General features: G+C 68.1%; 21 protein-coding genes. 9 read left to right on the plus strand and 12 right to left on the minus strand.

The genetic code is table 11. From position 1 onward, the window contains the following. Positions 1 to 100: 100 nt before the first annotated feature. The 3 genes from E3U25_RS16425 to E3U25_RS16435 form a co-directional block, all read right to left on the minus strand. Positions 101 to 829, minus strand: a complete 729-nt coding sequence (locus E3U25_RS16425; protein ID WP_036754262.1) for a metallophosphoesterase — start codon at positions 827 to 829, stop codon at positions 101 to 103. A gap of 52 nt (positions 830 to 881) precedes the next feature. Next, the gene (gene serA, locus E3U25_RS16430; RefSeq protein ID WP_114535276.1) at positions 882 to 2,471 is read right to left on the minus strand and encodes a phosphoglycerate dehydrogenase; all 1,590 of its coding nucleotides are present in this window, start codon (positions 2,469 to 2,471) and stop codon (positions 882 to 884) included. 115 nt (positions 2,472 to 2,586) lie between these two features. Continuing rightward, positions 2,587 to 3,741, minus strand: coding sequence for a phosphoserine transaminase (locus tag E3U25_RS16435; protein WP_072462382.1), 1,155 nt, complete (start codon positions 3,739 to 3,741; stop codon positions 2,587 to 2,589). A 194-nt stretch (positions 3,742 to 3,935) separates the two neighbouring features. On the opposite strand from E3U25_RS16435, the gene serB reads away from it, so the two are divergent. The 3 genes from serB (at position 3,936) to E3U25_RS16450 (ending at position 7,124) form a co-directional block, all read left to right on the plus strand. Further along, positions 3,936 to 4,811, plus strand: a complete 876-nt coding sequence (serB, locus tag E3U25_RS16440) for a phosphoserine phosphatase SerB (protein ID WP_116222443.1) — start codon at positions 3,936 to 3,938, stop codon at positions 4,809 to 4,811. A 94-nt stretch (positions 4,812 to 4,905) separates the two neighbouring features. Next, the gene (locus E3U25_RS16445) at positions 4,906 to 5,598 is read left to right on the plus strand and encodes a CDP-alcohol phosphatidyltransferase family protein (protein ID WP_036754257.1); all 693 of its coding nucleotides are present in this window, start codon (positions 4,906 to 4,908) and stop codon (positions 5,596 to 5,598) included. A 56-nt stretch (positions 5,599 to 5,654) separates the two neighbouring features. After that, the gene (locus tag E3U25_RS16450; protein ID WP_116222157.1) at positions 5,655 to 7,124 is read left to right on the plus strand and encodes an ABC transporter substrate-binding protein; all 1,470 of its coding nucleotides are present in this window, start codon (positions 5,655 to 5,657) and stop codon (positions 7,122 to 7,124) included. 64 nt (positions 7,125 to 7,188) lie between these two features. Here E3U25_RS16450 and E3U25_RS16455 read toward each other — a convergent pair whose 3' ends face one another. The 3 genes from E3U25_RS16455 to E3U25_RS16465 all read right to left on the minus strand — a co-directional run bounded on the left by E3U25_RS16455 (position 7,189) and on the right by E3U25_RS16465 (position 9,584). Continuing rightward, positions 7,189 to 8,100: a lytic transglycosylase domain-containing protein gene (locus E3U25_RS16455; protein ID WP_114535277.1), complete on the minus strand. Its 912-nt coding sequence runs from the start codon at positions 8,098 to 8,100 to the stop codon at positions 7,189 to 7,191. Positions 8,101 to 8,171: 71 nt separating this feature from the next. After that, positions 8,172 to 8,711, minus strand: coding sequence for a hypothetical protein (locus E3U25_RS16460; protein WP_036754248.1), 540 nt, complete (start codon positions 8,709 to 8,711; stop codon positions 8,172 to 8,174). 129 nt (positions 8,712 to 8,840) lie between these two features. After that, entirely contained in the window at positions 8,841 to 9,584 is a 744-nt protein-coding gene (locus tag E3U25_RS16465; protein WP_072462386.1) for a L,D-transpeptidase, read from the minus strand. A gap of 309 nt (positions 9,585 to 9,893) precedes the next feature. Between E3U25_RS16465 and E3U25_RS16470 the strand changes: the two genes are divergently transcribed. Beyond that, positions 9,894 to 10,154 (plus strand): GlsB/YeaQ/YmgE family stress response membrane protein, encoded by a 261-nt coding sequence (locus E3U25_RS16470; RefSeq protein ID WP_024844092.1) that lies wholly within the window; start codon positions 9,894 to 9,896, stop codon positions 10,152 to 10,154. Positions 10,155 to 10,220: 66 nt separating this feature from the next. On the opposite strand, the gene E3U25_RS16475 is transcribed toward E3U25_RS16470, so the two are convergent. Beyond that, positions 10,221 to 11,522, minus strand: coding sequence for a D-amino acid dehydrogenase (locus tag E3U25_RS16475; protein ID WP_116222156.1), 1,302 nt, complete (start codon positions 11,520 to 11,522; stop codon positions 10,221 to 10,223). A 252-nt stretch (positions 11,523 to 11,774) separates the two neighbouring features. Here E3U25_RS16475 and E3U25_RS16480 point away from each other — a divergent pair, with 252 nt between their 5' ends. The 4 genes from E3U25_RS16480 to E3U25_RS16495 are packed head-to-tail and all read left to right on the plus strand — an operon-like array spanning position 11,775 to position 16,821. Continuing rightward, positions 11,775 to 13,409 carry an MFS transporter gene (locus tag E3U25_RS16480; protein ID WP_114535292.1) on the plus strand — a complete coding sequence of 545 codons (1,635 nt, stop codon included), beginning with the start codon at positions 11,775 to 11,777 and terminating at the stop codon, positions 13,407 to 13,409. Positions 13,410 to 13,457: 48 nt separating this feature from the next. After that, complete coding sequence (locus E3U25_RS16485; RefSeq protein WP_116222155.1) at positions 13,458 to 14,396, plus strand: ABC transporter permease; 939 nt, start codon at positions 13,458 to 13,460, stop codon at positions 14,394 to 14,396. Beyond that, complete coding sequence (locus E3U25_RS16490) at positions 14,393 to 15,202, plus strand: ABC transporter permease (RefSeq protein ID WP_116222154.1); 810 nt, start codon at positions 14,393 to 14,395, stop codon at positions 15,200 to 15,202. Before E3U25_RS16485 ends, E3U25_RS16490 begins: the two co-directional genes overlap by 4 nt. After that, positions 15,199 to 16,821, plus strand: a complete 1,623-nt coding sequence (locus E3U25_RS16495) for an ABC transporter ATP-binding protein (RefSeq protein ID WP_116222153.1) — start codon at positions 15,199 to 15,201, stop codon at positions 16,819 to 16,821. Before E3U25_RS16490 ends, E3U25_RS16495 begins: the two co-directional genes overlap by 4 nt. 411 nt (positions 16,822 to 17,232) lie before the next feature. On the opposite strand, the gene E3U25_RS16500 is transcribed toward E3U25_RS16495, so the two are convergent. Next, positions 17,233 to 18,189 (minus strand): L-malyl-CoA/beta-methylmalyl-CoA lyase, encoded by a 957-nt coding sequence (locus tag E3U25_RS16500; protein ID WP_036754223.1) that lies wholly within the window; start codon positions 18,187 to 18,189, stop codon positions 17,233 to 17,235. Between the two features lie 166 nt (positions 18,190 to 18,355). Here E3U25_RS16500 and E3U25_RS16505 point away from each other — a divergent pair, with 166 nt between their 5' ends. Next, positions 18,356 to 19,216, plus strand: coding sequence for a D-amino-acid transaminase (locus E3U25_RS16505; protein ID WP_116222151.1), 861 nt, complete (start codon positions 18,356 to 18,358; stop codon positions 19,214 to 19,216). 711 nt (positions 19,217 to 19,927) lie between these two features. On the opposite strand, the gene E3U25_RS16510 is transcribed toward E3U25_RS16505, so the two are convergent. From E3U25_RS16510 to E3U25_RS16525, 4 genes are all read right to left on the minus strand, one after another. After that, entirely contained in the window at positions 19,928 to 20,701 is a 774-nt protein-coding gene (locus tag E3U25_RS16510) for an amino acid ABC transporter ATP-binding protein (RefSeq protein WP_036754218.1), read from the minus strand. Positions 20,702 to 20,711: 10 nt separating this feature from the next. Next, positions 20,712 to 22,166 carry an amino acid ABC transporter permease gene (locus E3U25_RS16515; RefSeq protein ID WP_116222150.1) on the minus strand — a complete coding sequence of 485 codons (1,455 nt, stop codon included), beginning with the start codon at positions 22,164 to 22,166 and terminating at the stop codon, positions 20,712 to 20,714. 1 nt (position 22,167) lies between these two features. Beyond that, a complete protein-coding gene (locus E3U25_RS16520) occupies positions 22,168 to 23,421 on the minus strand; it encodes an amino acid ABC transporter permease (protein WP_072462391.1) in 1,254 nt (417 codons plus the stop codon). A gap of 114 nt (positions 23,422 to 23,535) precedes the next feature. Further along, a complete protein-coding gene (locus tag E3U25_RS16525; protein WP_116222149.1) occupies positions 23,536 to 24,561 on the minus strand; it encodes an amino acid ABC transporter substrate-binding protein in 1,026 nt (341 codons plus the stop codon). Positions 24,562 to 24,602 lie beyond the last annotated feature (41 nt).

Consider the following 24,602-nt stretch of genomic DNA (forward strand, 5'->3'; position numbering starts at 1 on the left):
TGGCCCCTCGTGCCAAGGGGTCAATGGATGCGTGGGATTTGAGACATTTCCCGCCGGTGCCCTGGCAAGCCTGCCACAGGGCCGGGCTCAGGGGCCGGGCTCAGGGGGCCGGGATCGGCTCGCGCCCCGCCTCGGTCAGCAGATGCAGCCCGGTTTCGTCGAAGACGACCACGCTCAGCGGCCCGCCATAGGCCGCGCCGGTGTCGATGGCCAGGCGGTTGCCGAAATGCGTCACCTGCTTGACCGGGCTGTGGCCATGCACCACCAGCAGGCCGTGATCGCTGGCATCGTCCAGGAAACCCTTGCGGATCCAGACCAGGTCGTGCTCGGTCTGCCGGGCCAGGTCGACGCCGGGGCGGATGCCGGCATGGACGAACAGCGCCTGCGGGACCAGGTGCCACAGCGGCAGCGCATCCAGCCAGCGCAGATGCGCCTCGGGCACGGCGCGCAGCACCTCGGCATGGGTGCGGGCGGGGTCGCGGATCTCGACGCCGTAGGAGGCCAGCGTCTCGGCCGCGCCCAGCGAGGGATGCTCGAGCCAGTGCCGCCCCGAGGCCAGTCCGGGGTCGATCCATTCCGGCTGCCAGGCAAAGCGCGGCAGGAAACGGTCGTGGTTGCCCTTGAGGACGATCCAGGGCAGCCCCTCGGCCTGGCCGCGCATCAGGTAATCGACCACGCCGCGCGAATCCGGGCCGCGGTCCTGCAGGTCGCCGACATGGACCAGCCTGCCGCCGCCACCATGCGCGGCATCGTCGCGCGCGATCAACTCATGCGCCGCGCGCAGCAGGTCGAGATGGCCGTGAATGTCGCCGATGGCATAGGTCCGCATGCAAGCCCCGCAAATGAAAACCCCCGGAGCCTAGTCCGGGGGTTCGCAAGGTTCAAACCTCGAATTGCAGCGGCCGCACCTGCAGGAACTTGCCGGTGGCGCGCAGCGCCTCCAGCGCCTCGGGCTTCAGCGTCTCGTCGAGATAGAGGATGGCGATGGCATCGTCCCCGGTCTTGGTCCGGCCCAGGGTGAAATTGGCGATGTTCACGCCCAGGTCGCCCAGGGTCATGCCCAGTGCGCCGATGACCCCCGGCACGTCGCGGTTGCGGGTGTAAAGCATATGCTCGCCGATCTCGGCATCGACATTGATGCCGCGGATCTGGATGAAGCGCGGCTTGCCGTCGCTGAACACGGTGCCGGCGATGGACCGCTCGCGCGTGTCGGTGACGACGGTGGCCTTGATATAGCCGTCGAAGACGCCCGACTTGGCCTGGGTGGTGGTCGCCACCTGCACCCCGCGCTCGGCCGCCATGACCGGGGCCGAGACCATGTTCACGTCCGGGTTCGTGGCCTTCATCACCCCGGCGATCACCGCGGCGTTCAGCGCCTTGAGGTTCATCTCCGAGGCGACGCCGTCGTAAAGCACGTTGATCGCCTTGATCGGCTCGTCGGTCATCTGGCCGATGAAGGCGCCCAGGTGCCCGGCCAGCTTCAGCCAGGGCCCCATCACCGCCGCTTCCTCGGCCGTGACCGAGGGCATGTTCAGCGCATTCTGCACCGCGCCGGTCAGCAGGTAGTCCGACATCTGCTCGGCGACCTGCAGGGCGACATTCTCCTGCGCCTCGGTGGTCGAGGCGCCCAGGTGCGGCGTCACCACCACGTTCGGCAGGCCGAACAGCGGGCTCTCGGTCGCGGGCTCGGTGGCGAACACGTCCAGCGCGGCGCCGGCGACATGGCCCGATTTCAACAGCGCGGCCAGCGCCTCCTCGTCGATCAGCCCGCCGCGGGCGGCATTGACGATGCGCACGCCCTTCCTGGTCTTCTCCAGGTTCTCGCGCGACAGGATGTTGCGGGTCTTCTCGGTCAGCGGCACGTGCAGGGTGATGAAATCGGCACGGGCCAGCAGCTCGTCCAGCTCGACCTTCTTCACGCCCAGCTCCTTGGCCCGCTCCTCGGACAGGAAGGGGTCATAGGCCAGCACCTTCATCTTCAGCCCCAGCGCCCGGTCGATGACGATGGAGCCGATGTTCCCCGCGCCGATGACGCCCAGGATCTTGTTGAAGACCTCGACCCCCATGAAGCGGTTCTTCTCCCACTTGCCCTCATGGGTCGAGACGCTGGCCTCGGGCAATTGCCGCGCCACGGCGAACATCAGCGCGATGGCGTGCTCCGCCGTCGTCACCGAGTTGCCGAAGGGCGTGTTCATCACGATGACGCCCTTCTTCGAGGCCGCCGGAATATCGACATTGTCCACCCCGATCCCGGCGCGGCCGATCACCTTCAGGTTGGTGGCGTTCTCCAGCAGCTTCGCCGTCACCTTGGTGGCCGAGCGGATGGCCAGCCCGTCGTACTGGCCGATGATCTCGGCGAGCTTTTCCTTGTCCTTGCCGACATCCGGCAGGTAGTCCACGTCGACGCCGCGGTCGCGAAAGATCTGGACGGCGGTTTCCGAAAGCTTGTCCGAAACAAGAACCTTGGGCATTTCTCTATCCTCTGGATATGCGGGGGCCGGCAGCGCGCCGCAGGCGCTGCAACTCGGCTTCTTTCGTGTCCAAATATCCCGGGGTCCGGGGCAGCGCCCCGGTCCGGCAGCGCGCTCAGGCGACTTCCGCCTGCGCCTCGATCTCGGCCTCGAAGGCATGTTCGATCCAGGGCATCAGCGCCGCGACATCGGCGGTCTCGACGGTCGAGCCGCACCAGATCCGCAAGCCGGGGGGCGCGTCGCGATAGGCGCCGGCATCCAGCGCCACGCCTTCCTTCTCCAGCCGCTTGGCGACGGCCTTGGCGAAGGCGGCGCCGTCCCGGATCCGCGGATCGGTGAACTTCAGGCAGACCGAGGTGGTCGAGGCCGTGGCCGGATCCTCGGCCAGGTCGGCGATCCAATCCTTGCCGGCGATGAAGTCGCGCACGGCCTTCGCATTGGCCTCGGCGCGGGCGACCAGCGCCTTGCGGCCGCCAAGGGATTGCGCCCATTTCAGCGCCACCAGGTAATCCTCGACACACAGCATCGAGGGCGTGTTGATGGTCTCGCCCTTGAAGATGCCCTCGATCAGCTTGCCGCCCTTGGTCATGCGAAAGATCTTCGGCAGCGGCCAGGCGGGGGTATGGCTCTCCAGCCGCTCGACGGCGCGCGGGCTCAGGATCAGCACGCCATGCGCGCCCTCGCCGCCCAGCACCTTCTGCCAGCTGAAAGTCACCACGTCGAGCTTGTCGAAAGGCAGCTCCATCGCGAAGGCGGCCGAGGTGGCGTCGCAGATGGTCAGCCCGGCGCGGTCCGCGGGGATCGCATCGCCATTCGGCACCCGCACGCCCGAGGTGGTGCCGTTCCAGGTAAAGACCACGTCGTTGTCGAAATCGACCTCGGCGAAATCCACGATCTTGCCGTAATCGGCCTTGCGGACCACCGCATCCAGCTTGAGCTGCTTCACGACATCCGTGACCCAGCCCTCGCCGAAGCTTTCCCAGGCCAGCATCTCGACCTTGCGCGCGCCCAGCAGCGACCACAGCGCCATCTCGACGGCGCCGGTGTCCGAGGCGGGAACGATGCCGATGCGGTAATCCGCCGGCACGCCCAGCACGTCGCGGGTCAGGTCGATGGCCTCGGCCAGCTTGGCCTTGCCCACGGCGGCCCGATGCGAGCGGCCCAGCGGCGCGTCGGCAAGCATGTCCAGCGAGAAATTGGGGATCTTGGCGCAGGGGCCCGAGGAAAAGCGCGGATTGGCCGGCCGCGCGGCCGGAGCAGTCTTGCCCATGATGTTAGCCTTCCAGCTATGAAGCGCCGCGTTGGGGCGGCGTGTCCCGCTGATGGCCTTAGCGCCGCCGAAGGATTCCCGCAAGAAAAAATTGCAAGCCATGCATGCGACAGTTTTTCGGCATGAATCCGACTGATTGATCCGCCGCGGCGCATTGGCTAGTGCTGCCGGAAACAACCGCCAAGGGGGCCAGCATGTTCACCGTCACCATCCTTGCCGCGCCCAGCCGCGCGGACCTGTCCGCCGCGCTGGTCGACGACCTGCGCCGCGCCTGGGATGGCGGGCATGTCATCTGGCTGGCCCAGGGCACCGCCGCCGAATTTCCCCTCGCCGCCGAGCCGGCGGATTTCTGGCAGACATGGGAACGGCTGCAGGCCGAGGGCTTCGACCTGGCGATCCAGCCCACCCGCGGCCGGCGCAAGGCGGTGCTGCTGGCCGACATGGATTCGACCATGATCCAGCAGGAATGCATCGACGAGCTGGCCGATGTCGCCGGCGTGGGCGAGCGCGTCGCCGCCATCACCGCCCGCGCCATGAACGGAGAGCTGAACTTCCACGAGGCCCTGCTGGCCCGCGTCGGCCTGCTGGCCGGCCTGCGCGAATCGGCCATCGCCGAGGTGCTGGACAATCGCATCACCCTGGCCCCCGGCGGCCGGCAGCTGGTGGCGACGATGCACGCGCAGGGCGCCTATGCCGCGCTGGTCTCGGGCGGGTTCACCGATTTCACCGGCCCCGTCGCCCGCGCGCTCGGCTTCGACGAGCATCGCGCCAACACGCTCCTGGCCGAGGAAGGCGTGCTGACCGGCCATGTCGCCCTGCCGATCCTGGGCCGCGAGGCCAAGGTCGAGGCGCTGCGCGACATCACCGCCGCCCGCGGCCTGGCCCCCGCCGACGTGCTGGCGGTGGGCGACGGCGCCAACGACCTCGACATGCTCAAGCTGGCCGGCATGGGCGTCGCGCTGCACGCCAAACCCGTGGTCGCAGCCCAGGTGGGCTTGCGAATCAACCACGGCGACCTGACCGCGCTGCTCTATCTGCAAGGCTATGCGGCCGAGGAATTCGCCGCATAGGACCGTCGGCCGCCCGCATCACCCCGCGGCAAAAGCGCAGGGCGCGGACCCGCACGAACTTGCGATCATGACCCATCGGTGACAGAAGCAGGGGATGAATCCGCGCCTCAAAGCCCTGACCGTCCACCTGCTGACCGCGACCGGAGCGGTGCTGTCCATGCTTGCCCTGCTGGCCGCCGTCCGGGGCGAATGGTCGCAGATGTTCTTCTGGCTGGTCATCGCGTTGATCGTGGACGGCGTCGACGGCCCGCTGGCGCGGCGCTATCACGTCAAGACCAACTGGCCGACCTATGACGGCGTGTTGATGGACCTGATCATCGACTACCTGACCTATGTCTTCATCCCGGCCTATGCGCTGTTCATGTCGGGGCTTTTGCCGGGCTGGACCGGCTGGATCGCGATCATCGCCATCACCTATGGCAGCGTGATCTATTTCGCCGACACCCGGATGAAGACCCGCGACAATTCCTTTGCCGGCTTCCCCGCCTGCTGGAACATGGTGGTGCTGGTGCTGTTCGCGATCAAGCCGGATTTCTGGCTGACGCTGGCCATCGTCGTGGCGCTGGCGATCGCCATGTTCACCAATCTCAAGTTCATCCACCCGATGCGCACCGAACGCTGGCGCCTGGTCTCGCTGCCCGTGACCGTGGCCTGGGTGGGGTTCTCGGTCTGGGCGGTGCTGGTCGATTTCCACCCCGAAAGCTTTGCCCGCTGGGGGCTGCTGCTCAGCTCGCTGTGGCTGATGTTCGCGGGCCTCGCCCAGCAGCTGACCGAGCGGCGGGCTTGATCGCCGGCCGTTTTGCCGGGAAGCTGCGCCCAGGGATCAGCCCAAGGGGGACGGGGATGCTTGCGAAACTGATGCAGACGGCCGCGCTGGCGGCCATTCTGGCCACGCCGGCGCTGGCGGCGCCGGATTCGATCACGCTGGCCATGGTGCTGGAGCCGCCGAACCTGGACCCGACCGGGGGCACCGCCGCCGCCATCGACGAGGTGGTCTATGCCAATGTCTTCGAGGGCCTGACCCGCATCGCCCCCGACGGCAGCGTCAAGCCCGGCCTGGCCGAAAGCTGGGACAGCGCCGACGGCCAGACCTACACCTTCCGCCTGCGCCCCGGCGTGACCTTCCACGACGGCGCCACCTTCGACGCGCGGGACGTGGTCTTCTCGCTCGACCGCGCCCGCGCGCCCGACAGCACCAACGCCCAGAAAACCCTGTTCGAGGGCATCGAGACCGTCGAGGCCCTGGACCCGCTGACCGTCCGCGTCACGCTCAAGGCGCCGGACGGCGGCTTTCCGTTCAAGATGGCCTGGGGCGACGCGGTGATGGTGGACGAGGCCAGCGTGGCCGGGATCGCCACCAGGCCCGTCGGCACCGGCCCGTTCCGCTTCGGCGAATGGCGGCAGGGCGACCATATCCGGCTCGACGCCTTCGAGGGCTACTGGGGCGAAAAGCCGGCGCTGAAAGCCGCCACCTTCCGCTTCATCGCCGATCCCAGCGCCGCCTTCGCGGCGATGATGGCGGGCGACATCGACGCCTTCCCGATCTATCCCGCCCCGGAAACCCTGGCGCAGCTGCAGGCCGATCCACGCTTCAAGGTGCTGGTCGGCACCACCGAGGGCGAGACGATCCTGGCCATGAACCACAAGCACCCGGCGCTGGCCCAGGCCAAAATACGCGAGGCCATCGCCCATGCCGTCAACCGCCAGGAAATCATCGACGGCGCCATGTTCGGCTATGGCACGCCCATCGGCACGCATTTCGCGCCGCACCATCCCGATTACGTCGACCTGACCGCGAAATCGCGATACGACCCCGAACTGGCGAAAACGCTGCTGGCCGAGTCGGGCACCCAGATCCCGACCCTGCGCCTCGCCCTGCCGCCGACGCCCTATGCCCGCCGCGGCGGCGAGATCGTGGCGGCCGAATTGCGCGCCGTGGGCATCCAGACCCAGATCACCAACATGGAATGGGCGCAATGGCTGGAACAGGTGTTCAAGAACGCCGATTACGACCTGACCATCATCAGCCATGTCGAGCCGATGGACATCGGCATCTACGCCCGCAAGGATTATTACTTCAACTACCGGAACCCGGCCTTCGACGAGACCATGGCCCGGCTCGACGCCGCCACCGACCCGGCGGAACGCTCGGCGCTGCTGAAACAGGCGCAGGAGATCATCGCCGGCGACCATGCCAACGCCTTCCTGTTCCAGCTGGCAAAGACCGGCGTCGCCAAGGCGGAAATCGAGGGGCTGTGGGAAAACGCCCCGATGCCCGCAAACGACCTGACCCAGGTGCACTGGACGCAATAGGGGCGTCGAGTCCGGCTTCTTCGTTCCCCAAATACCCAAGGAACGCCGCCACCCGCGCGGCGTTTCAGTTCTTCAGCACCAGGCACCGCCCGCCCAGGCCCCGCAGCCGGTTGCAGAAGGCATGGGCCTCGGACTTCGAGGAATAGCCGATCTGCGCGGTGAAAAGCTTCCTCGGCCCGCCCGAGATCTTGCGATGCACATAGCTCACGCGCTTGCCGCCCAGGATCGGCCGCAGCTGCCGGTTCAGCCGCGCGACCTGCGCGCTGGCCCCCGACTGGCTGGGATGGGTGGCGACGATCACGCCCCAGGGCCAGGGATGGTCGGGGGTCTGGAACTCGCGCAGCTTGCGCGCGCTGGCCAGGTCGATGCAGGCCTGGCGAAAGGGCCGCTCCTTGTCCAGCCGCACGTCCAGCCGCTGGGGCGGATCGTCGCGCCAGATCCAGGCGGTCTGGCCGGTGATCGCCTGGACATAGTCCTGCGTCTCCCAGGGCAGGCCGCCCCCCTGCGAGACGAAGCGCGCGGCGCGGTTCTCGCCGCCGTTATAGGCGACGGCGGCCAGGCCGACATTGCCGAAGCTCGCCGTCAGCGTCGCCAGGTAGCGCGCCGAGGCCTCGATGGCCTTGGCCGGGTTGAAGGGATCGTCCAGCCCGACCATCTCGGCGGTGCCGGGCATGAATTGCGCGATGCCCATGGCGCCGACCGGGCTGATCGCGCCCGGCTCGAACAGGCTTTCCTTCCACAGCAGCCGGGCGAGGAAATGCGGGTCGAGCCCGTTCTTCCCCGCCGCCCGCTCGATGGCCGAGCAGACATCGGGCACATAGGCGGCGACCGAAATGCAATAGGTGCCGTCATCCGTGCAGCGCAACTGGTCCGGGGGCGGCGGCGGGCCATGGACCGCGTCCTCCACCGCCTGGACGGGGAGGACAAGGAAAGCGGCGGAAACGGCGGCGGCAAGGGCCAGAACCGGACGGCGCATGGTGAACCCGGATGGAGTGGTCGGATGTCCAATAGCAGGCAAGGCACGGCTTGGGAACCGTGCCTGCGCGCTTACTGGGCCTTCTTGCCCTTGCCCTTGCCGCCCTGCCCGTTGCCCTTCCCGGCGGGTTTTCCGGCTTCCGCCGCCCTGGCCGATTTGCGCGCGGCGCGGGCGGCCTCTTTCTCGGCCGCCTTGGCCGCCTGTTTCGCGGCCTTGCGCTCGGCCTTCTCGGCCTCCTTCACCCGCTTCTTCTCGGCCCTCTCGGCCTCCTTGATGCGCTTCCTCTCGGCCTTGTCGGGCAGCGGCCGCACCGGGCGCGGGGACTTGGACGGCGCGGCAGAAGCGGGGGCGGCGGGCTCGGCAGCCACATCCGCGGCGGGCTCGGCCTGTTCGGCTCGGCGGCGCTTTTCGGCGGCGGCGCGGCGCATCGCCTGGGCCAGCGCCTTGCGCACCGCCTCGTCCTGTTCGCTTTGCTTCATCGCGCGCAGGTCGCGCTGCAAGGCGGCCAGCGCGGCCTGATCCAGCAGGCGCAGCGCCGCGGTCTGGGTCTGCTCGGCAATCGCATCCAGGTCGCGCGAGGCGGAGGCGGTCGGATCGGCGGGCTTGGCCATGGGCTCTCTCCTTTCAGGCTGGGCGGATCAGGGCGGAATCTGCCACGCCCGGCCGGCGCTGGCCAGAAAAAGAACGCCCCGGCCGTGGACGGACCGGGGCGGGCATGGAGTCGGAACCGGAAGGCGCGGTTATTGCGCGGCCTGAGCCTCGGCGGTCTGCACCTCGCCCGCGGGCGCCAGGTAGCCGTTGGGCAATTCGACCAGCGGCCCTTCCAGCGCCAGGCTTTCGGCGCGGGTGCGGACCTTGACCGCGGTGCCGCTGGGGATCTCGTCGAACAGGTCCATGATGTCCTGGTTGAACAGCCGGATGCAGCCGGCCGAGGTCGCCTTGCCGATCGAGGATGGGTCCATCGTGCCATGGATGCGATACATGGTGTCGCGGCCGCCCTTGTAGAGATAGAGCGCGCGCGAGCCCAGCGGGTTGTCCACCCCGCCGCGCAGCCCGCCCTTGAGCGGGCCGTAAAGCTCGGGCTGGGTGCGGACCATGTTGGCGGTGGGCGTCCAGCTGGGCCAGGCATGCTTGCGGCCGATGGTTGCGCTGCCCTGGAAGTTCTTGCCCGCCTGGCCGACCGCGACGCCATAGCGCATGGCCTCGCCACTGCCCAGCACGTGATAAAGGAAGCGCGCATAGGGATCGACGACGATGGTGCCGGCGCCTTCGGGGCCGTTGTAGGGCACGCGCTGGCGGCGGTTGCGCTCGGTCAGATAGGCGGGGCGGACGGCGTTGATCTCGATCGGCTCGCCATTGGGGCCGGTATCGGTCCGCGCGCCATAGACGCCGTGGTCGGGCGGCGGTTGGGTCGGGGTCTCGGCGGCGGGCGCACAGGCGGCAAGGCCAAGGCCCACCACCAGCAAAAGCGGAACAAGGCGCATCGTTTTTCCCTTCATAGCGCACCGCGCCCAGGGGCGCGGCGGTGGCAGCTGTGAGATTGCGTCGAATGACGCGCCCGACCCGAGCAGAGGGCGGGCAAGAGTTGCAACCCCTTATCAGCCCTTCCGGTTCTGCGGCGTCAAGCCTTGGACCCGCCGGACATGCGCAATCGTTACCGAACTGTTGCCCAAACGCGCGATTTTCCGCGCCTGCCGGGCCCGATCCGCGGGATTCGGAACCGGCGCGGGGCCAGCGACGTTGGCTTGCCGATCGGCCAAGCGCCGCAAACCCGCAAGGAAAGGAAGCTTTTCATGACCCTGACCGCCTTGCTCATCACGCTCATCATCGGGGCGATCGCCGGCTGGCTGGCCGGGCTGATCGTCAAGGGCCATGGCGAGGGGCTGCTGATGAACATCGTCATCGGCATCCTGGGCGCCGTGATCGCCGGCTGGCTGTTCCCGATGCTCGGCCTGGGCATGAGCGCCTCGGCCCCCATCCTCGGCACGATCATCTTCGCCACCCTGGGCGCGGTGATCCTGCTGGTGGTGCTGCGCCTCGTCAAGCGGGCCTGACACCGCGCCGGACGGCAAGAAAGGGGGCCTTTGGAAGGCCCCCTTTTTCCATGCTTGCCGCGATTTTCAGGCGCGGGCGGGTTGCAGCGCCGGACGGCCGGCTGCCTTGGCGCCGCGCAGGTAGCGGGCATAGCCCAGATCCTCGGCCGCGATGTCGGGCTTGCGCCCCGAGATCAGGTCGGCGATCAGCCGCCCCGAGCCCGCCGACATGGTCCAGCCCAGCGTGCCGTGCCCGGTGTTGAGGTACAGGTTCGGGATCGGCGTCGCGCCGACGATGGGCGTGCCGTCCGGCGTCATCGGCCGCAGCCCGGTCCAGAACAGCGCCTTTTCCGCATCGCCCGCGCCGCCGAACAGCTCGCCCACCGATTTCGCCAGCGTTTCCTTGCGCCGCGGATTCAGGCTCAGGTCGTAGCCGGCGATCTCGGCCAGCCCGCCGACGCGGATGCGGTCGCCCAGGCGGGTGATCGCGACCTTGTAGGTCTCGTCCATCACCGTCGAAACCGGGGCGCGGCTTTCGTCCTGGATGTCGATGGTCAGCGAATAGCCCTTGAGCGGATAGACCGGCAGCTTCAGGCCCAGGTGCCGCACCATGCGCGGCGAATAGGAGCCCAGCGCCAGAACATAGCGATCCGCGGTCAGCCGGCCCTTGTCGGTGCGCACGGCGCTGATGCGGCCGCCCTCGGCCTCCAGCGCCTCGATGCCGACGCCCCAGCGGAAGGTCACGCCCGCCGCCACGGCCATCTCGGCCAGGCGGTTGGTAAAGAGGAAGCAGTCCCCGGTCTCGTCCCCCGGCAGGCGCAGCCCGCCGACGATCCGCTCGGCCGAACCGGCCAGCCCCGGCTCGGCGGCGACGCAGCCGTCGCGGTCCAGAACCTCGAAGGGCACGCCATCGGTGCGCAGCACCTCGATGTCCTTGCCGGCCGCATCCAGCTGCTGCTGCTTGCGGAAGATCTGCAAGGTGCCCTGCGTGCGCTCGTCATAGCGGATGCCGGTTTCGGCCCGCAGCTCGCCCAGGCAGTCGCGGCTGTATTCGGCCAGCCGCACCATGCGGCTCTTGTTGACGGCATAGGCCGAAGAGGTGCAGTTCCCCAGCATCCGCGCCATCCAGGAAACCCGCTGCCAGTCCAGCCTGGGCTGGATCACCAGCGGCGCATGGCGCTGGAACATCCATTTCAGCGCCTTCAGCGGCACGCCCGGCGCCGCCCAGGGCGAGGAATAGCCGGGCGAGATCTCGCCGGCATTGGCAAAGCTCGTCTCCAGCGCCGGCCCGTCCTGCCGGTCGATCACCGTCACCTCATGCCCGGCCTTGGCCAGATACCAGGCCGACGTGACGCCCAGGACACCGGCCCCAAGAACGATGATCTTCATAGTCGCGCACCCCCCAAAATCCGAGTCGAGGGCAAGGATAGCAGCCGGCGCGGAAATGAAATCCCGATTCCGGCGGAAAATAGGCTTCATGCATCACATAATCGTCGTATATACGGTATTTTCTCGAATATTCTTCGATCATATTGCGGATAGACGAAAGATCGCCGCGATACGGCAAGAATCGGCCGGCCGGATTGCGGCCCGGCGGGGCTCTGCCTAAGCTTGGCCGGATTGTCCCAGGTTTTTCGGATCATGCCAGCAACAGCCCGCAAGAGCCCCTTTGCCCCGTTCCGCCACCGCGACTTCCGACTGCTGTGGTCGGCGACGCTGATCTCGAACTTCGGCGGGTTGGTGCAGGCGGTGGGCGCGGCCTGGATGATGACGCAGCTGACCGATTCGGCGACGCTGATCGCGCTGGTGCAGGCGTCGAACACGTTGCCGATCATGCTGTTCGCGCTGCTTTCGGGGGCGCTGGCCGACATCTTCGACCGCCGCACGCTGCTGCTGGGGGCGCAGGTCTTCATGGCCGCGGTCTCGGTGCTGCTGGCGGTGCTGACCTGGCAGGGCTGGATGACGCCCTTGCTGCTCTTGTCGCTGACCTTCCTGATCGGAGTCGGGCAGGCGATCTACAACCCGCCCTGGCAGGCCAGCATGCAGGACCTGGTGCCGCGCGACGACCTGCCGGCGGCGGTGTCGCTGAACTCGGTGGGCTTCAACCTGATGCGTTCGGTCGGGCCGGCGGTGGGCGGGATCATCACCGCCGCCTTCGGCGCGGCGGCGGCATTCGCGGTCAATGCGGCAAGCTATATCCCGCTGCTCGGCGCGCTGATCCGCTGGCATCCGGTGACGCCGCCCCGCACCACCACGCCCGAGCCCTTTGTCGCCGCCGTGGGCGCGGGCCTGCGCTATGTGGCGCTGTCGCCGAACCTGATGCGGGTGCTGTCGCGCGGGGCGCTGTTCGGCTTTTCGGCCATCGTGGTCATGGCGCTGCTGCCGCTGGTGGCCAAGCAGAACCCCGCCGGGGGCTCGCTGCTGTTCGGGCTGCTGCTGGGCTGCTTCGGGCTGGGCGCGATCGCCGGCGCGCTGATCAACCCGCTGGTGCGCGAGCGGCTGGACAACGAGAACGTGGTCCGCGTCGCCTTTGCCGCCTTCGGCGCCTCGGCGCTGATGCTGGCGCTGACCGAAAGCACCTGGCTGCACGCGCTGGCCATGCTGCCCGCCGGGGCCAGCTGGGTGCTGGCGCTGTCGCTGTTCAACGTCACCGTGCAGCTTTCGACGCCGCGCTGGGTGGTGGCGCGCGCGCTGGCGCTTTACCAGACCGCGGTCTTCGGCGGCATGGCGGCGGGGGCCTGGATCTGGGGCTCGGTCGCCAACAATTACGACGTGAACACGGCGCTGATCGCCGCCTCGGTGCCGCTGTTCCTGGGCGCGGTGCTGGGCCATTGGCTGCGCATCCCCGAATTCGGCACGCTGGACCTGGACCCGGTGAACCGCTTTCGCGAGCCCGAGCTGGCGCTGGACCTGCGCGGCCGCTCGGGGCCGATCATGGTGATGATCGACTATGAGATCGACCAGCTCGACGTGCCCGAGTTCCTGCGGCTGATGGCCTTGCGCCGCAACATCCGCCGCCGCGACGGCGCGCGCAACTGGGCGCTGTTGCGCGACCTGGAACATCCCGAGCGCTGGACCGAAAGCTATCACATCGCCACCTGGGACGAATACGTGCGCCACAACCTGCGCCGCACCAAGGCCGATTTCGAGACCTACCAGGACTTGAACAAGCTGCATCGCGGGACCGAACCGCCCATGGTCCACCGCATGATCGAGCGCCACACCGTCAGCCTGGACGACGACGTGCCGCTGATCGGCAAGCTGGAAGTGCCCTGAGCGCAAAGGCCGCTTTACCGCGCCCCGGCGCCGCACTAGCGTTTCCCCATGCTGCGCTATGTGATCCGCCGCCTGATCTCGCTTGGCCTGAGCCTGCTTTTGGCCTCGGCGCTGATCTTTTCGGTGGTCGAGCTGGTGCCGGGCGATCCGGCCAGCTTCATGCTGGGCACCGGCGCCCAGCCCGAGACGGTGACGGCGCTGCGCCAGCAGATGGGCTTGGACCTGCCCTTGCCGCTGCGCTACCTGCATTGGCTGGGGGGCTTGCTGGCGGGCGACCTGGGCCACAGCTTCACCTACAAGACGCCGGTGGCGGGGATGATCCTCGACCGGATGCAGGTCTCGCTGCCGCTGGCGCTGATGGCGCTGGCGCTGGCGGTGCTGATCGCCCTGCCCATCGGCATGTTCGCCGCCGCAAGGCGCGGCCGGGCGGGCGACACCGGGGTCATGGCGGCGACGCAGGTCGGCATCGCGCTGCCGAATTTCTGGTTCGCCATGCTGCTGGTGCTGCTGTTCGCGGTGAAGCTGCGCTGGCTGCCCGCCGGCGGCTTTCCCGGCTGGGACCATCCCGCCGCGGCGCTGAAATCGCTGCTGCTGCCCGCCGTGGCGCTGGCCCTGCCGCAGGCGGCGATCCTGGCGCGCGTGCTGCGCTCGGCCCTGGTCGAGACGCTGGGGCAGGACTACATCCGCACCGCCCGCGCCAAGGGGCTCAGCGCCGGGCAGGCGCTGTCGCGCCACGCTCTGCGCAATGCGCTGATCCCGGTGCTGACCATCATGGGGATGCAGTTTTCCTTCCTGCTGGCGGGGGCGATCATCATCGAGAACGTGTTCTACCTGCCCGGCCTTGGCCGGCTGATCTTCCAGGCCATCACCCAGCGCGACCTGATCGTGGTGCAGGGCGCGGTGCTGGTGCTGGTGGCGGCGGTGATCCTGGTCACGTTCCTGGTGGACCTGTCCTATGCGCTGGTCGACCCGAGGCTGCGCAGATGAGGGCATCGCTGATCCTGGGCGCGCTGCTTTCCGGGCTGGCGCTGGTCGCGGCGCTGGTCTCGTTCCTGTGGACGCCGGCCGACGTGACGCAGCTTGCCATCGCGCAAAAGCTGCTGCCGCCCTCGGGCCAGCATTGGCTGGGCACCGACCATTTCGGCCGCGACATGCTGTCGATGATCATGGTCGGCGCACGCACCTCGATCGCGGTGGCGCTGGTCGCGGTGGGCATCGGCATGGGATTCGGCGTGCCGCTGGGCCTGCTCGCCGCAGCGCGGGGCGGCTGGATCGACGAGGTGGTCATGCGCGGCAACGACCTGGTCTTTGCCTTCCCCAGCCTGGTCATCGCCATCCTGATCACCGCGGCGCTGGGGCCCTCGGCGCTGAACGCGATCATCGCCATCGGCATCTTCAACATCCCGGTCTTTGCCCGCGTCACCCGCGGAGGCGCGCTGCCGATCTGGACGCTCGACTATATCCGCGCGGCGCAGGTGGCCGGCAAGGGCGCCAGCCGCATCAGCATCCAGCACATCCTGCCCAATATCGCCAACCTCTTGATCGTGCAGGGCACCATCCAGTTCAGCCTGGGGATTTTGGCCGAGGCGGGGCTGTCCTATGTCGGCCTTGGCGCGCAGCCGCCGACGCCCAGCTGGGGCCGGATGCTGGCCGAGGCGCAGACCATGGTGGCGCTGGCCCCGCATGTCGCCGTCATCCCCGGCCTGGCCATCGTCGTGACCGTGCTGGGGCTGAACCTGCTGGGCGACGGGCTGCGCGACGCGCTGGACCCCAGATTGCGCAGGTCGCCATGATCAGGACCGGCAGGCTGGCCGTCGGCATCGGCGGGCATGACATCCTGCGCGGCATCGACCTGGCGCTGCCGCCCGGCCGGATCACCGGGCTGGTCGGCGAAAGCGGCTCGGGCAAGTCCATGGCGGCGCTGGCGATCATGGGCCTGCTGCCCCAGGGCATGGCTGCCGACGGCCGGGTGGAGCTGGACGGCCAGAACCTGCTGGAGCTGCCCGAGCGCGAGCTGTGCCGCATCCGCGGCAAGCGCATCGGCATGATCTTCCAGGAACCGATGACGGCGCTGAACCCGCTGATGACCATCGGCGATCAGGTGGCCGAGGTGCTGCGCATCCACCAGGGCCTGGACCGCAAGACGGCGCAGGAGCGTGCCCGCGACCGGCTGGACCGCGTCGGCCTGGCCGCGCCGCGCTTTCCGCTGACGCTTTACCCGCACGAGCTGTCGGGCGGCCAGCGCCAGCGCGTCGCCATCGCCCTGGCCATCGCGCTGCGTCCCGACCTGCTGATCGCCGACGAGCCGACGACGGCGCTGGACGTGACCACGCAGGCCCGCATCCTCGACCTGCTCAAGGGGCTGGTCCGGGACGAGGGGATGGCGCTGCTGCTGATCACCCACGACCTTGCGGTGGTCGCGGGCATCGCCGACCAGGTGGCGGTCATGCAGCGCGGCACCATCGTCGAGGAAGGCCCGACCGAGCAGGTGTTCCGCCAGCGCCGCCACGCCTATACCCGCGCGCTCTTCGCCGCCTCGACCCACCAGCCGCGGCTGGTGCTGCCCCCGGCGCAGCCGCGGCCGCTGCTGCAGGTCGAGGGGGCGGTGCGCGAATACCCCCTGCCCCGCCGCGGCCTGGCCGCATCGCGCGAAACCCTGCGGGCGGTGGACGGGGTCGGCTTTCGCCTCGACGCCGGGGAATCGGTCGGGCTGGTCGGCGAATCCGGCTGCGGGAAATCGACGCTGACGCGGGCGATCCTGGGGCTCGACCCGCTGCAGGGCGGCCGCATCCTGCTGGACGGGCAAGAGGTGCGCGCCGGCCGCGCCATGGCCGCGGAGCTGCGCGCCAGGATGCAGGTGGTGTTCCAGGATCCCTTCGGCAGCTTCGATCCGCGCTGGCGGGTCGAGCGGCTGGTGGCCGAGCCCTTTCACCTGACCGGCCTGCCCCGCGACTGGCGCGAGCAGGTGGCCGAGGCGCTTTACGAGGTCGGCATTACCGGCGACGCCATGCGCCGGCACATCCACGAATTTTCCGGCGGCCAGCGCCAGCGCATCGCCATCGCCCGCGCGCTGATCATCAAGCCGCGGCTGATCGTGCTGGACGAGGCGGTCAGCGCGCTGGACGTGCGGGTGCGGGCGCAGGTGCTGGACCTGCTGGCGCGGCTGCGGGGCAGCCACGGGCTGGCCTATCTGTTCATCAGCCACGACCTGTCGGTGGTGCGCCAGATCACCGACCGGGTGCTGGTGATGGAAAAGGGCCGCATCGTCGAGGCCGGCCCCACCCACCAGGTGCTCGGGCAGCCGCAGCATCCCTATACGCAAAGCCTGCTGGCGGCGACGCCCCGCATCCCGGCGGCGTGGCAGGCTCACATTCCGGTCAACGGCCTTGCGCTTTCGCCACCCGCTCCATAACTGCTGCGGACTTGTTCTAAGCGAGACGGGACATGACACGCGAAGATCACGGCAAGGGCCCCGCCGCCGGCCGCAGGAATCGCCCGGCTTCCGCGGGAAAGCCCGCCTTCCGTTCCCTGATGGGCAGCGGCCTGCCGGCCATGCCCGAATCACCGATTCCCGACTTGGCCCGGCGCAACCGCACGCCCGATCCGCTGCAGCCGCGCCCGGCCATGGACGGCGCGGAAAGCCGGACCCCTGCCGGCGCGGGGGGAACGCTGCGGCAACCGCATTGAATCTGCATGAAAATCGGCGAAATTCCAGCCGCGGGGCCTGAATGACAACAGGCCCCGCGCAGCCGCAGGGCCTGTTGCTCCTCCCCTGTCATGGCGGCCAGCCTCCCCGCGTAGCCGCCCAGGTATCTCTTGCCGATCAGGCTTCGATCAACTCTGCCTGACGCACGATCACTTGTGCCTGACGGATGGACGCTATGTCAACCAGTCTACCTTTGTATACCGTCGCGCCGGCGCCGGTCCGCTTGGCTTCCTCCATCGCGGCCAGGATCTCGCGCGCCTCGGTCACGGCCTTTTCGCTGGGCGAGAAGACCTCGTTGGCCAGCGCCACCTGCTTGGGATGGATCGCCCATTTCCCGACCATGCCCAGCGTGGCCGAGCGGCGGGCCTGCGCCCGGAAGCCCTCGTCGTCGCTGAAATCGCCGAAGGGGCCGTCCACCGGCAGCACGCCATGGGTGCGGCAGGCGGCGACGATGGCGGTCTGCGCCCAGTGCCAGGGGTCGGACCAGTATTTCGCGCCCTCATGCAGCATGTAGTAGTTTTCCTGGGTGCCGCCGATGCCGGTGGTGGCCATGCCCATGCTGGCGGCGAAATCCGCCGCACCCAGGCTCATCGCCTGCAGGCGGGGCGAGGATGCCGCGATCTCCTCGACATGGGCGATGCCGGCGGCGGATTCGATGATGACCTCCAGGCCGATGCGCTTCTGCCGGCCCTTGGCCGCCTCGATCGCCGTCACCAGCGCGTCCACCGCATAGATGTCGGCGGCATTGCCGACCTTGGGGATCATGATCTGGTCCAGCCGCTCGCCGGCCTGCTCCAGCAGGTCGACCACGTCGCGATACCACCAGGGCGTGTCCAGCCCGTTGATCCTGACCGACAGGGTCTTGGTCCCCCAGTCGATGTCGCCGACGGCCTGGATCACGTTGCGGCGCGCCTGCTCCTTGTCGTCGGGGGCGACCGAATCCTCCAGGTCCAGGTTGATGACATCGGCGGCCGAGCCGGCCATCTTTTCGAACAGCGCCGCGCGCGAGCCGGGGCCGAAAAGCTGGCAGCGGTTCAGGCGGGCGGGCGCGGGGGGTTGCGTGCGGAAGGACATGGCTTGCCTTTCGGGTAAGGATGTTTCAAACGGCGCTGCGAAACTGATAGATAATTGCTGCGGCTGCATCAAGCTGATTTTGCACCTGCGAAAACCCCCGCATCTTGACGCCCTGCCGCTTTCGGCGCAGGACCGCGCTAGCAGGCCCTGGGACAGGAGAAACGACATGACCCGCACCGTCTATCTGAATGGCGACTATCTGCCGGAAGCCGAAGCCAAGGTGTCGATCTTCGACCGCGGCTTCGTGATGGGCGACGGCGTCTACGAAGTGACCAGCGTGCTGGGGGGCAAGCTGCTGGACTTTGCCGGCCACATGACGCGGCTGACCCGTTCGCTGGCCGAACTCGGCATGGGCAATCCGCTGGGCGACGACGAATGGCTGGCCGCGCATCGCCAGCTGGTGGCGCTGAACGAGGTGGTCGAGGGCATGGTCTACCTGCAAGTCACCCGCGGCAATCCCGGCGACCGCGACTTCGCCTATCCGCCCGAGGACACGCCGCAGACCGTGGTCATGTTCACCCAGTCCAAGCCCGGCCTTGCCGACAATCCGCAGGCCAAGACCGGCATCCGGGTGATCTCGATCCCCGACCTGCGCTGGCACCGGCGCGACATCAAGACGGTGCAGCTGCTCTATCCCTCGATGGCCAAGATGGAGGCCAAGCACCAGGGCGTCGACGACGCCTGGTTCACCGAGGACGGCTTCGTGACCGAGGGCACCTCGAACAACACCTATATCGTCAAGGACGGCCGGATCGTCACCCGCCCGCTGTCCAACGACATCCTGCACGGCATCACCCGCGCCTCGCTGCTGCGCTATGCGGCCGAGGCGCAGATGCAGATCGAGGAACGCCCCTTCACCATCGCCGAGGCGCAGGCGGCGGACGAAGCCTTCTTCACCTCGGCCTCGGCCTTCGTGATGCCGGTGGTCGAGATCGACGGCGTGGCGCTGGGCAGCGGCCGGCCCGGCCCGGTGGCGACCCGCCTGCGCGAGATCTACCTCGAGGAATCGCGCAAGTCCGCGATCTGACCCCCTGGGCGCAGATAGTCGAAAAGGCGCACGGGCCGGCCCCGCGCGCCTTCTCCATGACCCCTGCCCCCGATCAGGTCTCCGCGCCCTTGCGTCCAGGGTGATCGTGCCGACGTCGCGAACCAGGGTATCGCGCAGGATGGCCACGTCGTCGCCGTCCAGCACCACGCGCATATCGTCGCCGTCCTGCACCAGCACATATTCCTCGGCGCCGGCATAGTCCTCGGCCAGGCTGATGGCGATCGTGTCTTCGCCGGCATAGGCGATGTCGGCCGCACCGCCCGCATCGCTGCGCAGCACGATCAGGTCGGCGCCATCGCCGCCCTCGATCAGATCGCCCGCCCCGGCATGGATCGCATCGTCGCCCGTGCCGCCCAGCAGCGTGTCGGGCCGCTCGGGGTCCGAGGCGTCGGGCGACAAGATCAGGTCGTTACCATGCTCGCCATCGATGAAGACCGCGCCGCCGTGATCCTCGATCCGGGCGCGGCCCGCACCGCCGATGATCGCGTGATTGCCCGAGCCGCCGTCGAGGGCGCCCAGGTCATGGGCGCCGTAAAGATCGTCGTCGCTCCCCAGGTCGATCTCGTCATTCCCGGCGCCGGCCCGCCCGCCTGGCATTCTTCCGTGGAGAAATATCCCGCAGGGGGAGTCCGCCGCGCCGGCGGCGGACGGGGGACGCGAAGTCCCCCGCGGCCGCGCCGCTTGCGCCGCTCAATGCCCCAGGATCTGGCTCAGGAACAGCTTGGTGCGTTCGGACCGCGGGTTGTTGAAGAACTCCTTCGGCGTGTTCTGCTCGACGATCTGGCCCTGGTCCATGAAGATCACCCGATGCGCCACCGCCTGCGCAAAGCCCATCTCATGGGTCACGCAAAGCATGGTCATGCCGTCCTCGGCCAGTTCGATCATCGTGTCCAGAACCTCCTTGATCATCTCGGGGTCCAGCGCCGAGGTCGGCTCGTCGAACAGCATGATCCGCGGGCGCATGCACAGCGCGCGGGCGATGGCCACGCGCTGCTGCTGGCCGCCCGACAGCTGGCCGGGGTATTTATGCGCCTGCTCGGGGATCTTGACCTTGGTCAGGAAATGCATGGCCGTCTCCTCGGCCTCGCGCTTGGGGATCTTGCGCACCCAGATCGGCGCCAGCGTGCAGTTCTCCAGGATGGTCAGGTGCGGGAACAGGTTGAAATGCTGGAACACCATGCCGACCTCGGAGCGCACCTTGTCGATGTTCTTCAGGTCGTGGGTCAGCTCGGTCCCGTCCACGATGATCTTGCCGGACTGGTGTTCCTCCAGCCGGTTGATGCAGCGGATCAGCGTGGACTTGCCCGAACCCGAGGGCCCGGCGATGACGATGCGCTCGCCCTTGCCGACGACCAGGTCGATGTCGCGCAGCACGTGGAAGGTGCCATACCATTTGTTCAGCTTGACGATCTCGATCGCGGCTTCGTCGCTTGCGGCGGGGATCGCGGTGGTTCGGGTGGTCATATGCGCCTCCTCAGCGGTGGTCGCGCTTCAGCCGGCGTTCCAGATACATGGAATAGCGCGACATGCCGAAGCAGAGGATGAAGAAGATCGCGCCGACGAAGATATAGGGCTCCCAATAGGCACCCTTCCATTCGAAGCTTGCGCGGATGGTGTCGGCCATGGCCTTCAAGGGGTCGAACAGCCCGACGAAGACGACCAGCGTCGTGTCCTTGAACATGCCGATGAAGGTCGAGACGATGCCGGGAATGCTGATCTTCAGCGCTTGCGGCAGCACGATCAGCCGCTGCGCCTTCCAGTAGTCCAGCCCCAGCGCGTCGGCGGCCTCGTATTGGCCCTTGGGCAGGGCGGCCAGGCCGCCGCGGATCACCTCGGCCATATAGGCGGCGGCAAACAGCGTCACCATGATGATGACCCGCAGGATGATGTCGAAATTCGTCCCCGGCGGCAGGAAATAGTTCAGCAGCAGCGAGGCCACGAACAACAGCGTGATCAGCGGCACGCCGCGGATGAACTCGATGAACATCACCGCCAGCAGCTTGATCACCGGCAGGTCCGAGCGCCGCGCCAAGGCCAGGATCACCCCCAGCGGCAGAGAGAGCGCGATGCCGGCGACGCCGATGGTGATCGACAGCACGAAGCCGCCGAACTGGTCCGAGGACACCGGACGCAGCCGCAAGGGCAGCACCCCGGCCAGCGCCGAGGCCAGCGGGCCGGCCAAGAGCAGCCACCAGGCCGCCGTCGCCACCACCGCCAGCGCAAAGGCCAGCAGCCCGAACCGCGCCGCCAGCAGCCGCCAGACCACGAACCCCAGGCAGAAGCCCGCCAGCACCATCGCCTCGCTCCAGAGCGAGCCGCCCCAGAGCAGCCAGACGGCGATGAAGGGATAGGCCAGGCTCGCCAGCAGCGACCAGCGCGGGCGCGTCTCGATCAGCGCGGCCCAGAGCAGCATCAGCACCGCCATGCCCAGCAGCGCGCCCATGGGCGCCCCGAGCAGCGCGGCAAAGACGAAGGTCAGCGCCAGCGACAAGCCCAGCACCATGCGCCGCGCCCTGGTGCTTTCGGAAAACAAGACCGGCGCCAGCGCCAGGAACAGCAGGCCGAAGGCCAGCACCGGCCGCCAGTAAAGCGCCTGCGGATAGAAGCCGAACAGGAACTGGTTCCAGCGATGCTTGATCAGGGCGAAGCAGGCGCCCGTCGCGCCTTCCCCCCAGGTCTGGGCGATGATCTGGCGGCACTCGGCCATGCTGCCGGCGTTCCAGACCGAATGCGACAGCCACGGCCCCACGGTGCTGACCACCAGCCAGACGATGCCCAGCCCGACGAAGGTCAGCGCGATGTTCAGCGGCCCGGAAAACAGGTTCTCGCGCAGCCATTTGATCGCGCCGGTCTCGGCCAGGGGCGGCGGCTCGGGCGGCAGCATCGTCTCGCGCACATAGGCGACGGTTTCGGAATGCGTCTCGCTCATCTCACCGCTCCTTCAGCTTGACGCGGGCGTTGAAGATGTTCATCCCGGCCGAGATGATGAGGCTGAGCGCCAGGTAGATGCCCATCATCAGCACCATCGCCTCCATCTCGCGCCCGGTCTGGTTCAGCGTGGTGCCGCCCAGCGTGCCGCGCAGGTCCATGTAGCCGACGGCGATGGCCAGCGAGCTGTTCTTGGTCAGGTTCAGGTATTGCGAGATCAGCGGCGGCACGATCACCCGCAGCGCCTGCGGCAGCACCACCAGCGACATGGTCCGGCGCGGCCGCAGGCCCAGGGCAAAGGCCGCCTCGGTCTGGCCCTTGCTGACGGCCAGGATGCCGGCGCGCACGATCTCGGCGATGAAGGCGCCGGTATAAAGCGTCAGCGCCAGCCACAGCACCACCAGGGCGTTGTCCAGGTTGATGCCGTCGGCAAAGTTGAAGCCGCGCAGCACCGGCGGGATCAGATGCAGGCCGAAATACCAGGTCAGGAACAGCACCGGCAGCGCGAACATCGCCAGGCTGATCCACCAGGTCGTCGGCCGCTTGCCGGTCCGGTCCTGGATGCGCTGCGCCCGGCTCCGCAGCAGCCGGCGCCCGACGAAGGCGGCGGCGATGACCACGACGAAGGCGACGAAGGCCCAGCTGATCCCCTCGCGCCCCAGCGAGATGGTGCCGGGCGGGTTGGTCATGCCGATCGAGGGGATGGCGGTATAACGGTTGGTCGGCGCGATGGTGTCGAACAGGATCATGCTCGCGGCCGGGTTCTCGCCGCGATAGGCGTTGGGCGGCGGCATCACCTCGGTAAAGATCGCAAGGCAGACCAGGATCCACAAAAGCAGGGGAATGTTGCGGAAGACCTCGACATAGACCGTCATCAGCCGCGCGATCAGCCAGTTCGAGGACAGCCGCAGCACGCCCACGATCACGCCCAGGACCGTCGCCGCGATGCAGCCCAGCACCGAGACGAGCAGCGTGTTCAGCAGCCCGATCACGGTCGCGCGCAGATGGGTGTCGTCGGAATTGTATGGGATCAGCTGCTGCGGGATGTCGTATCCGGCGCGCCGGAACAGGAAATCGAAGCTGAGCGTCTTGCCCATGGCGGACAGGTTGCGCAGCGTGTTGTCGATCAGCCAACTCGCCGCCAGCATCACCAGGATGAAGACGATGGCTTGCAGGGTCAGCGAGCGATAGCGCCGATCATAGATCAGCATCGACAACCGGAACGGCGGATTGTCCGCCCCCGTATAAGCGACCATGTAGTAACCCCCTGTGACCGGCGGAAATGTCGGGCCTTTGGCCTCTGGCTTGCCGGTTTTCGTTCGGGGGCGCGCGGAGGGCACGCGCCCCCGCACGCCCTTGTTCAGATGCGATTACCGGAAGGGCATCGCATACATCAGACCGCCCTGGGTCCATTGCGCGTTCAACCCGCGCGCCAGCCCGATCGGGGTCTGTTCGCCGATGGTGGCGGCGAAGATCTCGCCGTAGTTGCCGCCGGCCTTGATGGCGCGCCTGGCCCATTCGGCGTCAAGCCCGATCATCGTGCCCAGCTCGTCGGTGGTGCCCAGCAGGCGCTGGACCTCGGGGTTGTTCGAGCTTTTCGCCAGCTCGTCGATATTGGCCGAGGTGACGCCGTATTCCTCGGCCGCGATCAGGGCGTAAAGCGTCCAGCGCGTGATGTCGCCCCAGTTGTTGTCGCCATGGCGCACCGCCGGGCCCAGCGGCTCTTTCGAGATGATCTCGGGCAGGATGATGTGGTTTTCCGGGTCCGCGAAGCTGGCGCGGGTCGCGGCCAGGCCCGAGGCGTCGGTCGTATAGGCATCGCAGGCGCCGGCCATGTATTGCTGTTCGCCCTCGGCGTTGCTGTCGATGTTGACCGGCTGATAGTCCATGTTGTTGGCCTTGAAGTAATCGGCCAGGTTCAGTTCGGTCGTGGTGCCGGTCTGGATGCAGATCGTGGCCCCGTTCAGCTCCTTGGCCGAGGAAACGCCCAGATCCTTGCGCACCATGAAGCCCTGGCCGTCGTAGTAGTTGACGCCGATGAAATCCAGCTTGAGGTCGGTGTCGCGCTGGAAGGTCCAGGTGGAGTTGCGGGCCAGAAGGTCCACCTCGCCCGAGGAAAGCGCCGTGAAGCGGGTCTGGCCGGTGGTCGGCACGTATTTCACCTTGGTCGCGTCGCCCAGCACCGCCGCGGCCACGGCCTTGCAGAAGGCGACGTCGAAGCCCGACCAGTTGCCGTTCGCGTCAGGGGCGGCAAAGCCGATCAGGCCGGTGTTCACGCCGCAGTTCAGCACGCCGCGGGCCTTGACCTCTTTCAGCGTGTCGCCCTCTGCGGCCAAAGCACCCGAGGCCGCCAGCGCGACCGCCGTCACAGAGCCGAAGAATACAGATTTCTTCATTGATTTCCCCACTGTTGTTCCGGGTCTCGCCCAGGAATGCG

Source organism: Paracoccus versutus, assembly GCF_029909795.1.
Lineage (GTDB): Bacteria > Pseudomonadota > Alphaproteobacteria > Rhodobacterales > Rhodobacteraceae > Paracoccus > Paracoccus versutus.

Excerpts from the sequence above, each read along its gene's own strand:
- E3U25_RS16425 (WP_036754262.1), bottom strand. The coding sequence starts at position 829 with ATGCGGACCTATGCCATCGGCGACATTCACGGCCATCTCGACCTGCTG.
- serA (WP_114535276.1), bottom strand. The coding sequence starts at position 2,471 with ATGCCCAAGGTTCTTGTTTCGGACAAGCTTTCGGAAACCGCCGTCCAG.
- E3U25_RS16435 (WP_072462382.1), bottom strand. The coding sequence starts at position 3,741 with ATGGGCAAGACTGCTCCGGCCGCGCGGCCGGCCAATCCGCGCTTTTCC.
- serB (WP_116222443.1), top strand. The coding sequence starts at position 3,936 with ATGTTCACCGTCACCATCCTTGCCGCGCCCAGCCGCGCGGACCTGTCC.
- E3U25_RS16445 (WP_036754257.1), top strand. The coding sequence starts at position 4,906 with ATGAATCCGCGCCTCAAAGCCCTGACCGTCCACCTGCTGACCGCGACC.
- E3U25_RS16450 (WP_116222157.1), top strand. The coding sequence starts at position 5,655 with ATGCTTGCGAAACTGATGCAGACGGCCGCGCTGGCGGCCATTCTGGCC.
- E3U25_RS16455 (WP_114535277.1), bottom strand. The coding sequence starts at position 8,100 with ATGCGCCGTCCGGTTCTGGCCCTTGCCGCCGCCGTTTCCGCCGCTTTC.
- E3U25_RS16460 (WP_036754248.1), bottom strand. The coding sequence starts at position 8,711 with ATGGCCAAGCCCGCCGATCCGACCGCCTCCGCCTCGCGCGACCTGGAT.
- E3U25_RS16465 (WP_072462386.1), bottom strand. The coding sequence starts at position 9,584 with ATGCGCCTTGTTCCGCTTTTGCTGGTGGTGGGCCTTGGCCTTGCCGCC.
- E3U25_RS16470 (WP_024844092.1), top strand. The coding sequence starts at position 9,894 with ATGACCCTGACCGCCTTGCTCATCACGCTCATCATCGGGGCGATCGCC.
- E3U25_RS16475 (WP_116222156.1), bottom strand. The coding sequence starts at position 11,522 with ATGAAGATCATCGTTCTTGGGGCCGGTGTCCTGGGCGTCACGTCGGCC.
- E3U25_RS16480 (WP_114535292.1), top strand. The coding sequence starts at position 11,775 with ATGCCAGCAACAGCCCGCAAGAGCCCCTTTGCCCCGTTCCGCCACCGC.
- E3U25_RS16485 (WP_116222155.1), top strand. The coding sequence starts at position 13,458 with ATGCTGCGCTATGTGATCCGCCGCCTGATCTCGCTTGGCCTGAGCCTG.
- E3U25_RS16490 (WP_116222154.1), top strand. The coding sequence starts at position 14,393 with ATGAGGGCATCGCTGATCCTGGGCGCGCTGCTTTCCGGGCTGGCGCTG.
- E3U25_RS16495 (WP_116222153.1), top strand. The coding sequence starts at position 15,199 with ATGATCAGGACCGGCAGGCTGGCCGTCGGCATCGGCGGGCATGACATC.
- E3U25_RS16500 (WP_036754223.1), bottom strand. The coding sequence starts at position 18,189 with ATGTCCTTCCGCACGCAACCCCCCGCGCCCGCCCGCCTGAACCGCTGC.
- E3U25_RS16505 (WP_116222151.1), top strand. The coding sequence starts at position 18,356 with ATGACCCGCACCGTCTATCTGAATGGCGACTATCTGCCGGAAGCCGAA.
- E3U25_RS16510 (WP_036754218.1), bottom strand. The coding sequence starts at position 20,701 with ATGACCACCCGAACCACCGCGATCCCCGCCGCAAGCGACGAAGCCGCG.
- E3U25_RS16515 (WP_116222150.1), bottom strand. The coding sequence starts at position 22,166 with ATGAGCGAGACGCATTCCGAAACCGTCGCCTATGTGCGCGAGACGATG.
- E3U25_RS16520 (WP_072462391.1), bottom strand. The coding sequence starts at position 23,421 with ATGGTCGCTTATACGGGGGCGGACAATCCGCCGTTCCGGTTGTCGATG.
- E3U25_RS16525 (WP_116222149.1), bottom strand. The coding sequence starts at position 24,561 with ATGAAGAAATCTGTATTCTTCGGCTCTGTGACGGCGGTCGCGCTGGCG.